The sequence below is a fragment of the Streptomyces specialis genome, from assembly GCF_001493375.1.
GTDB lineage: Bacteria > Actinomycetota > Actinomycetes > Streptomycetales > Streptomycetaceae > Streptomyces > Streptomyces specialis.
Genome location: NZ_LN929773.1, coordinates 1 through 8,550, shown reverse-complemented (window position 1 = coordinate 8,550; position 8,550 = coordinate 1). Strand labels below are relative to the sequence as shown.

At 72.6% G+C, this 8,550-nt stretch carries 9 protein-coding genes and 2 tRNA genes; 5 read left to right on the top strand and 6 right to left on the bottom strand.

Annotated features, from left to right (window positions below):
* Nucleotides 1–269: 269 nt before the first annotated feature.
* Both BN2279_RS06635 and BN2279_RS06630 read right to left on the bottom strand, forming a co-directional pair.
* Nucleotides 270–343 (bottom strand) — tRNA-Ile (locus BN2279_RS06635).
* Nucleotides 344–532: 189 nt separating this feature from the next.
* Nucleotides 533–605 (bottom strand) — tRNA-Asn (locus BN2279_RS06630).
* 184 nt (nucleotides 606–789) lie between these two features.
* Here BN2279_RS06630 and BN2279_RS06625 point away from each other — a divergent pair.
* The 3 genes from BN2279_RS06625 to BN2279_RS06615 all read left to right on the top strand — a co-directional run bounded on the left by BN2279_RS06625 (nucleotide 790) and on the right by BN2279_RS06615 (nucleotide 3,391).
* On the top strand, nucleotides 790–1,077 hold the full coding sequence (locus BN2279_RS06625) for a hypothetical protein (protein ID WP_324612821.1): 288 nt from the start codon (nucleotides 790–792) through the stop codon (nucleotides 1,075–1,077).
* 342 nt (nucleotides 1,078–1,419) lie between these two features.
* The gene (locus BN2279_RS06620; protein WP_059007428.1) at nucleotides 1,420–2,274 is read left to right on the top strand and encodes an SMP-30/gluconolactonase/LRE family protein; all 855 of its coding nucleotides are present in this window, start codon (nucleotides 1,420–1,422) and stop codon (nucleotides 2,272–2,274) included.
* A gap of 100 nt (nucleotides 2,275–2,374) precedes the next feature.
* Complete coding sequence (locus BN2279_RS06615) at nucleotides 2,375–3,391, top strand: NADP-dependent oxidoreductase (protein WP_234347519.1); 1,017 nt, start codon at nucleotides 2,375–2,377, stop codon at nucleotides 3,389–3,391.
* A gap of 41 nt (nucleotides 3,392–3,432) precedes the next feature.
* Here the strand turns inward: BN2279_RS06615 and BN2279_RS06610 are convergent, their stop codons facing one another.
* Nucleotides 3,433–4,314 carry an SGNH/GDSL hydrolase family protein gene (locus BN2279_RS06610; RefSeq protein WP_059007424.1) on the bottom strand — a complete coding sequence of 294 codons (882 nt, stop codon included), beginning with the start codon at nucleotides 4,312–4,314 and terminating at the stop codon, nucleotides 3,433–3,435.
* Between the two features lie 240 nt (nucleotides 4,315–4,554).
* Between BN2279_RS06610 and BN2279_RS06605 the strand changes: the two genes are divergently transcribed.
* Complete coding sequence (locus BN2279_RS06605) at nucleotides 4,555–5,049, top strand: DUF3145 domain-containing protein (protein WP_059007432.1); 495 nt, start codon at nucleotides 4,555–4,557, stop codon at nucleotides 5,047–5,049.
* Nucleotides 5,050–5,191: 142 nt separating this feature from the next.
* Here the strand turns inward: BN2279_RS06605 and BN2279_RS06600 are convergent, their stop codons facing one another.
* Nucleotides 5,192–5,830, bottom strand: a complete 639-nt coding sequence (locus tag BN2279_RS06600) for a TetR/AcrR family transcriptional regulator (RefSeq protein ID WP_059007423.1) — start codon at nucleotides 5,828–5,830, stop codon at nucleotides 5,192–5,194.
* Between the two features lie 44 nt (nucleotides 5,831–5,874).
* Here BN2279_RS06600 and BN2279_RS06595 point away from each other — a divergent pair, with 44 nt between their 5' ends.
* On the top strand, nucleotides 5,875–6,816 hold the full coding sequence (locus BN2279_RS06595; RefSeq protein WP_059007421.1) for a beta-ketoacyl-ACP synthase III: 942 nt from the start codon (nucleotides 5,875–5,877) through the stop codon (nucleotides 6,814–6,816).
* An 88-nt stretch (nucleotides 6,817–6,904) separates the two neighbouring features.
* Here the strand turns inward: BN2279_RS06595 and fabF are convergent, their stop codons facing one another.
* Nucleotides 6,905–8,167 (bottom strand): beta-ketoacyl-ACP synthase II, encoded by a 1,263-nt coding sequence (gene fabF / locus BN2279_RS06590; protein ID WP_059007419.1) that lies wholly within the window; start codon nucleotides 8,165–8,167, stop codon nucleotides 6,905–6,907.
* Nucleotides 8,168–8,249: 82 nt separating this feature from the next.
* Nucleotides 8,250–8,498, bottom strand: coding sequence for an acyl carrier protein (locus BN2279_RS06585; protein WP_059007417.1), 249 nt, complete (start codon nucleotides 8,496–8,498; stop codon nucleotides 8,250–8,252).
* Nucleotides 8,499–8,550: the final 52 nt, after the last annotated feature.

Here is an 8,550-nt window from a genome sequence, read left to right as displayed (position 1 = left end):
TCCTGTACGGCATCCGAAGCGTCGCCCCCCGAGTCCCGCGACGCCTCCGCGCAGGGCTACGGCGAGGACCGGAAGGTGGGGGAGAACGCTGTCATCCGGCCCTGAGCCGCGAAGCCCGCCGAGCGCGCCGACCGCCAAGACCTCCGGCCGGAGCCTACCCCGCCCGCCCCCACCGAATGCACGTGCATCCAAGCCCGCCGAACTCCGGAAGCCGGCCCGCTCGGCACCGGGACGCCGACCCGGAACGTGCCTGCGCCGCAGGGCTTCGGTGGGGCGGGTGGGACTCGAACCCACGGCCGACGGATTATGAGTCCGTTGCTCTAACCGGCTGAGCTACCGCCCCGTCACGGCGTGCCGCGCACATCTGTGCGCGCCGTCTGCCGCAGCATAGCTGCTCATACGATCTGCCGCCCGGGTCGGGGGCGGTCGTACGCAGGGAGGGACTTCCGGCACGGGGTGATCGGTTCCCGGTGACCGCGAAGAGATGCGTGGTAACGACGAAAGGGCCCCGGACGGGGCCCTTCGGGTGATGCTCCCCCGACTGGACTCGAACCAGTAACCTGCCGGTTAACAGCCGGCTGCTCTGCCAATTGAGCTACAGGGGACTGCTCCGCCCGCGTCCGCTTCCCGTATCCGGGGGGCGTGACCGAGCCGCAGGCCATACATTAGCGCATGTAAGGGGGTGCTTCGAAATCAGTATCCGGGCTACCCGGTTACTGAAGGCGCTACGAGCCGACAGAAGATCATCAAGACGGAAAAGGGGAGCATCCCATGCGTAAGCTCGTGTTCATGACAGGCGTTGCGGTGGGCTATGTGCTGGGGGCGCGGGCCGGGCGGGAGCGGTACGAGCGGCTGCGCGTGACGGCGGAGAAGCTGATGAGCAACCCGGCCGTGCGCAACACCGTGGACTCGGCGACGCAGTCCGGCCGGCAGGCGGCGACGTGGGCGGCGGGCGCGGTGGCGGACCGGGCCGGTGACAAGCTGCCCGGTCCCGTGACCAGCAAGCTCCGCGCCGTCGGCGGTCAGGAGGAGGACGCCGGTCCGGAGGCGCAGACCGAGGGCCGCGCCGCGTTGTGACGGGCGCGCCCATTGCCTGCCGCACGGCGGGCTGACTAGCGTAAGGTTCGGCATCCCGGTCACGGCCGGGGTGCCGAACTTTTCCGTACCTTCGAAGGGCGCGGGAGCGGCACGGGACGCCGCTTCCCCGCGCGACCGGCCGGGCGGCGGGCGTCCCCGGGGGAACGCCCGCGGAGACGCCCGGCTCCCTCACCTCCGCCGCGGCGCCGCGTCAGGTCTCCGCGGCGGCCGTCCGGGTGGCCGGGTCGGCGGCGCCGGACGAGCAGATGGCATGAGCAGCACACCACGGGTCGACGGGAGATCCGTGGCGGCCCCGCGGTGGGCGGGAGAGAAGGGGAGAGCGTGGCGGACGGGTTGGAGATCGCGGTACGGGCGCGGGCCTTGATCGGGGAGGGGCCGACCTGGGACCCGGAGACGGAACGGCTGATCTGGGTGGACATCCTCTCGTCGCGGGTGCATCTCCTCGACACGTCCACCGGACGCCGCACCATCCTCGCGACGATGCAGCACGTCGGGGCCGCCAAGCCGCGGGCGGCCGGAGGGTTCGTGGTCAATCTCCGGGACGGCATCGGCCTGTACGACGCCGAGGGCGCGTTCCGCTGGCTGCGGCGCGAGACGGTGCCCGAACGCCGGGGCAACGACGCCGCCGTGGGCCCCGACGGCACCCTGTGGGCGGGCACCATGCGGTACGACGAACGCCAGGGTGGCGGAACGTTAAGCCGCGTGCACCCGGACGGTACCGCGGTGACCGTCGTGCCCGACGCCACCGTCAGCAACGGTCTGGGCTGGAGCCCGGACGGCAGGCAGATGTACTACATCGACACCCCCACCCGTCGCGTGGACGTGTTCGGCGTCACGGCGGACGGCGGAGTGAGGGACCGCAGGACGCTGGTGGACGTGAGCGACGTGCCCGGTGTGCCGGACGGGCTGACCGTGGACGCGGACGGCTGTGTGTGGGTGGCGTTCTTCGACGGTCACGCCGTGCGCCGTTACACCCCGGAGGGCAAGCCGGACCGCGCGGTCGAGGTCCCGGTCTCGCGCCCCACGGCCTGCGCGTTCGGCGGCCCGGGCCTGCGGGACCTGTTCATCACCACGGCGAGCGACGGCACCGACCCGGCGGCCGAGCCGCTGGCCGGCTCGGTCCTGGTCCTGCCGGACGCGGGCCAGGGACTGCCGCAACCCGCCTTCGCGGGGTAGCGCCCACGCGCGGGACCGCCGGGCCACCCGCGTTCGCGGGGCCGGACGGGCCGGACGATGATGGGCTCAGCGTTCCGCACCCGCACCACTGGAGGTCCCCGTGTCCCTGCCCGCCACCTCCCGCGCATGGCACCTCGTCGCCCGGCCCAAGGGCTGGCCGCGCCCCGAGGACTTCGCGCTGCGCGAGGAGCCCGTGGCCGCCCCGGAGAAGGGGCGGATCCTGGTGCGGAACCTGTATCTGTCCGTCGACCCCTACATGCGCGGCCGGATGAACGACGTGAAGTCGTACACCCCGCCCTACCAGCTCGACCAGCCCATGGAGGGCGGCGCGGTCGGCGTCGTCGTGGCGTCGGCGGCGGAGGACTTCGAGCCGGGCGACCACGTGCTGCACGGCCTCGGCTGGCGGGAGTACGCGACGGTGGACGCCCGGCACGCCGCCCGGGTCTCGCCCGACCTGGCGCCGCTGAGCACCTACCTCGGCGTGCTCGGGATGACCGGCCTGACCGCCTACTCGGGGCTGCTGGAGGTCGGCCGGTTCCGGGAGGGCGACGTCGTCTTCGTCTCCGGCGCGGCCGGGGCCGTCGGCGGGGTCGTGGGACAGCTCGCCCGGCTCAAGGGCGCGGGCCGGGTCATTGGCAGCGCGGGCTCGGCGGACAAGGTGCGGCTGCTCACCGAGGAGTACGGCTTCGACGCCGCGTTCAACTACAAGGACGGCCCGGTCGGGGAGCAGCTCGCCGCGGCGGCGCCGGACGGCATCGACCTGTACTTCGACAACGTCGGCGGTGAGCACCTGGAGGCCGCGATCGACGCGTTCAACGTGCACGGCCGGTCCGTCATCTGCGGCATGATCTCGCGCTACAACGCCACCGAGCCGACGCCCGCGCCGCGCAATCTGCACCTCGTCATCGGCAAGCGGCTGCGGCTCGAGGGCATGCTCGTCTCCGACCACTACGGGTTGCAGCAGAAGTTCGTCGAGGAGGTCTCGGGCTGGGTCCGCTCCGGCGAACTCGTCCACCGGGAGACGGTGGTGGCGGGGGTCGAGAACGCGGTGGACGCGTTCCTCGGCATGCTGCGCGGTGAGAACACCGGCAAGATGATCGTCAGCCTCGGCGACTGACGCGACGACGACGCGCCCCCGGACCGCCGGGGGCGCGTCGTTCAGTCGGCGGTGATCCGTTCGTACGCGAGGGCCGCCAGCTCGGACTGGCCCTCGCGGCTGGGGTGAAACCAGTCCCAGTCGCTGAGGTGGTGGGAGCTGAAGTCGTACGCGAACACCGCGCCGTCGTCGTACCGGCACAGCGGGTCGTCGGCGCAGACCTCCTCCAGCGCCGCGTTGTACTCCAGCACCCGGTCGCGCACCGTCTCGCGGCGCTCCGTCGCGGCGGCCGATTCGTCGTCCGCGTCGGCGAGCATCGAGGGACATATACCGGCGAGCTGCCACACGGCGCGGGCCATCGTGGAGCCGCTGCCCTCGGTCCACAGGCGCAGCAGGTCGGGCACGCTCGACACGTACACCTCCGTGTCGGGCAGCTCCGCGCGGATGACGCCCATCGCCTCGCGGAGGTGCGCCTCGAAGTCCCGCGCGCTCGTCATCGAGGAGACGTCCCGCGCGCAGGCGTCGTTGGCGCCGATCAGCACCGTCACCAGCTCGGGGGAGTGGGCGACGGCCGCGCGGGCCTGGTCGGGGAGGTCGGCCACGGTGGCGCCGGTCTCCGCGAGGTTCCAGGTGTGGGCGGCGACGGCCGCCGGGTCGCCCAGTAACCGCTGGGCCAGGCTGTCCACCTCGGCGTCCGTGCCGGTGGCCCAGGACGCCTCGGGGCAGTCGGCGAGGACGGAACAGGCGTCGAAGGCGCGCGTGATGGAGTCGCCGATGGCGGCCACCGACGCGGGGCTCGTGTCCCACGCGGGGGTGACCTCTTCCGACGGCACCGCCCTGGCTGTCTCATCCGGCCCCGAAGAAGTGGTAGATGAGGAGGTGCACGCGGCCAGCGCCGCGACGGCAGCGATCGGCAGGGCGAGGGTGCGGCGGCTGACCGGCATTCAGGTTCCTCGGTGTCCTTGGCGTCACGGAGTGGGGCGGTAGCTTGGATTCCGGCAGTGGGCGGGCTCGACACGCGCCCTCAGCAAGACTAAAAGATGACCTGACGTCACAGGCTGTCCTCTTTGTCGTAAAAGGTATGTAATGGTGTTTACTGTTCGTGCGTATTTCGGGGTCATCGGGGGCGCCTTGAGGTCCGCGGCGGGCGCAAGGTTGACGAGAGTGTGAGAGTGGAGGTCCCGATGACGACACGTGGTGTTCTGTATGTGCACTCCGCCCCGCGTGCCCTGTGTCCGCACATCGAATGGGCCGTGGCCGGTGTGCTGGGCGCCCGTGTCAGTCTCGACTGGACCAAACAGCCGGCCTCACCGGGCACGTGGCGGGCGGAGTTCTCCTGGCAGGGCGAGGCCGCCACCGCCTCCAAGCTCGCCTCCGCGCTGCGCGGCTGGCATCTGCTGCGCTTCGAGGTCACCTGCGAGCCGTCCGCCGCCACCGAGGGCGAGCGTTTCAGTTGCACCCCCGGGCTCGGCATCTACCACGCGGTCACCGGCATCCACGGCGACATCATGATCCCCGAGGACCGGCTGCGCGCCGCCGCGGCCCGCGCCGCGCGCGGCGAGAGCGACCTGCACGCCGAGATCACCAAGCTGCTCGGCAAGCCGTGGGACGACGAGCTGGAGCCGTTCCGGTACGCGGGAGAGGGCGCCCCGGTGCGCTGGCTCCACCAAGTGGTGTGACGCGTGACCGCTGGGCCGGACTCCCCGTCGCGACGCGGTGGTTGAACCGTCCCGGCCGGCCGGTTCCCGCGAGGTCCGGGGCCGAGCGGTTCCGGCCGGTGTCCGGGCGGGGGCGCGGCGCCCGGGACATGGCCGTCCCGTGCTACGCGGGATTTCCCGACGGCACCGCGCCGACGGGGAGTTGACCCGCGAGCAGCCGGTCCACCGCGCGCACCGCACGGGTGGCCGCCGCCGTCTCGCCGTGTAGCTGGATCGTGTGATTCAGGCTCATCATCACGCCGAGCAGTTCGAAGACGAGCTGCCCGGCGTCGGTGTCCTCCGGCAGGTCGCCCTCGGCGGCGGCCAGCCGGACGTCGGCGCTCAGCCGCCGCTGCCACGCGCGGAACTGCCGCCGCAGCAGCACCCGGACCGGGCCGCCGCGCCCGTCGTACTCGAACGTCGAGCTGACGAAGAGGCAGCCGCCGGGGAACACCCCGCGCTCCAGATACGAGATCCACGCCGCGCACACCGCGCGCAGCCGCGGCAGACCGGGGCCGACGGCCGCCGCGGGCCGCCAGACCTCGCGGTCGAAGATCACGGCGGCCCGTTCCAGCGTGGCGAGCTGGAGCGCCTCCTTGGTGCCGAAGTGGCCCAGCAGCCCGGACTTGCTGATGCCGAGGTCCGCCGCGAGGCGGCCGATGGTCAGGCCCTCCAGGCCCTCGACCGAGGCGACGTCCACGCAGCGCTCGATGATCCGCTCGCGCGTGCTGCGGGCCTGGGCTGCGGAATGACGCGGACTCATACCCCCACTATAGAGTCCGACCGATCGGTCGCTATTCTTCCCTCATGACGCGCATCTCCGCCCTGGGGCACTACCAGCCCGAGCATGTGATGACCAACGACGATCTGGCCGGGATGGTCGACACCAACGACGAGTGGATCAAGCAGCGGACCGGCATCGCCGCCCGCCACATCGCGCGCGACGAGTCGGTCACCGACCTCGCCGCCGGCGCGGCGGGGAAGGCGGTGGCCGCGGCCGGGGTCGATCCCGGCGAGATCGGCCAGGTCATCGTCGCGACGTGCAGCGCGCGGGACCGCGTGCCGTCGATCGCCGCCCGGGTCGCCGGCCGGCTCGGCATCCCCGCCGCCGTCACGTTCGACCTCAACAACGGCTGCGCGGGCTTCACCACCGCCCTGGCCACCGCCGACCACACCGTCCGCGCCGGGGCCGCCCGCCACGCCCTGGTCATCGGCGCCGAGAAGATGTCCGACGTCACCGACTGGACCGACCGTTCCACCTGCGTGCTGCTCGGCGACGGCGCGGGCGCGGCCGTGGTCAGCGCCTCGGAGCCGGGGGAGCCGGACGGCATCGGGCCGGTGGTGTGGGGTTCGGACCCGACGCGGCGCGACGCCGTGCGGCTGCGGGACGAGTGGCAGCCGAAGTTCTCCCAGGACGGCCAGACCGTCTTCCGCTGGGCCACCACCGCGCTGGCGCCGTACGCCCGCGAGGCGTGCGAGCGGGCCGGGGTGACCACGCGCGAGCTGGGCGGGATCGTGACCCACCAGGCGAACCTGCGGATCGTGGAGTCCCTGGTCCGCCAGCTCGACGCGCCGCGGGCGGTCGTCGCGCAGGACGTCATCGGCTCGGGCAACACCTCGGCCGCGTCCGTGCCGCTGGCCCTGTCCAAGCTGGTCGAGCGGCGCGAGATCCCGTCCGGGGCGCCCGTGCTGCTCTTCGCCTTCGGCGGCGGGCTCTCCTGGGCCGGCCAGGTCGTGCGCTGCCCCTGACGCCGGGGCCCCGGCCCCCACGGACGAACGGCCCGCCCCGGGACACCGGGAGCGGGCCGTTCGCCGTGGCGTGTACGGGGGGCGCGGGTCAGAGCGTGCGGAAGGCCAGGACCACGTTGTGACCGCCGAAGCCGAACGAGTTGTTGAGCGCGGCGATCGTGCCGGACGGCAGGGCGCGCGGGGTGTCGCGGACCACGTCCGCGTCCACCTCCGGGTCCAGCTCGTCCACGTTGATCGTGGGCGGGGCCGTCCTGTGGTGCAGCGCCAGCACGGCGGCGACCGACTCGACGCCGCCCGCGCCGCCCAGCAGGTGGCCGGTCATGGACTTGGTCGCGGAGACCGCGATGTGGTCCACGTCGTCGCCCAGCACCTTGCGCAGCGCCTTGATCTCCGCGATGTCGCCCTGCGGGGTCGAGGTGGCGTGCGCGTTGAGGTGCGCGATCTGGGCGGGCTTGAGGTCGGAGGCGTCCAGCAGGTTCTGCAGGGCCGCCGCGATGCCGCGCCCCGAGGGCTCGGGCTGCGCGATGTGGTGGGCGTCGGAGGACAGGCCCTGGCCCAGCAGTTCGCAGTAGACGCGGGCGCCGCGCCGTGCCGCGTGCTCGGCGGACTCCAGCACCAGCACGCCCGCGCCCTCGCCGAGGACGAAGCCGTCCCGGGCCGTGTCGTACGGGCGGGAGGCGCGTTCGGGCGCGTCGTTGTTCTTGGACATCGCCATCATGTTGGCGAAGGCGGCGATGGGCAGCGGGTGGACGCACGCCTCGGTGCCACCGGTGATCACCACGTCGGCCCGGCCGGTGCGGATCATCTCCGCCGCGTAGCCGACCGCCTCGGCGCCGGAGGCGCAGGCGCTGACCGGGGTGTGCACGCCCGCCTGGGCGCCGAACTCAAGACCGACGTTGGCCGCCGGGCTGTTGGGCATCAGCATGGGAACGGTGTGCGGGGAAACGGGCCGGGCGCCGCGTTCCTTCAGCACGTCGTACTGGGCCAGCAGCGTCGTGACGCCGCCGATGCCGGACGCGATGACCGCGCCGAGGCGGTCGGGACGCACGGCGTCGTCATCGCCCGCGCGAGCGGAGAACCCCGCGTCGCTCCACGCCTCCCTGGAGGCGATCAGCGCCAACTGGGCGGTGCGGTCCAGGCGTCGGGCCTGCGGCCTGGGCAGCACGCCGGAGGGGTCCACGGCGACGGTGGCCGCGAAGCGGACCGGCAGATCCGCCGCCCACTCCACGGTCAGGGGCCGCACACCGGACCGGCCGGCGACGAGCCCCTCCCAGGTCGACGCGCTGTCGCCACCCAGCGGTGTGGTTGCGCCGACACCGGTGACAACCACCGTTCGATTGGTCGCGTTCACAGGATTTCTTACTCCGCTTGTCGGGGATGGTGGTGCTTCGCCACTCCGCGGGTGGCGACATGCGCGTGAGGTGCGGTGGGCGTCAGCCCTGGTGCTCCACGATGTAGCCGACGGCGTCGCCGACGGTCTTCAGGCCCTTGACGTCGTCGTCCGGGATCTTGACGCCGAAGCGCTCCTCGGCGGCGACGACGACCTCGACCATGGACAGCGAGTCCACGTCCAGGTCGTCCGTGAACGACTTCTCCACTGTCACCTCTTCGCTGGGGATGCCGGCGATCTCGTTCACGATCTCGGCGAGACCCTCGATGATCTCTTCCCTGGTGGCAGCCATTGCGGCGCTCCTTTTGATGTACTGCGGTGGGGTACCGCGGGGGTGGGGTGGG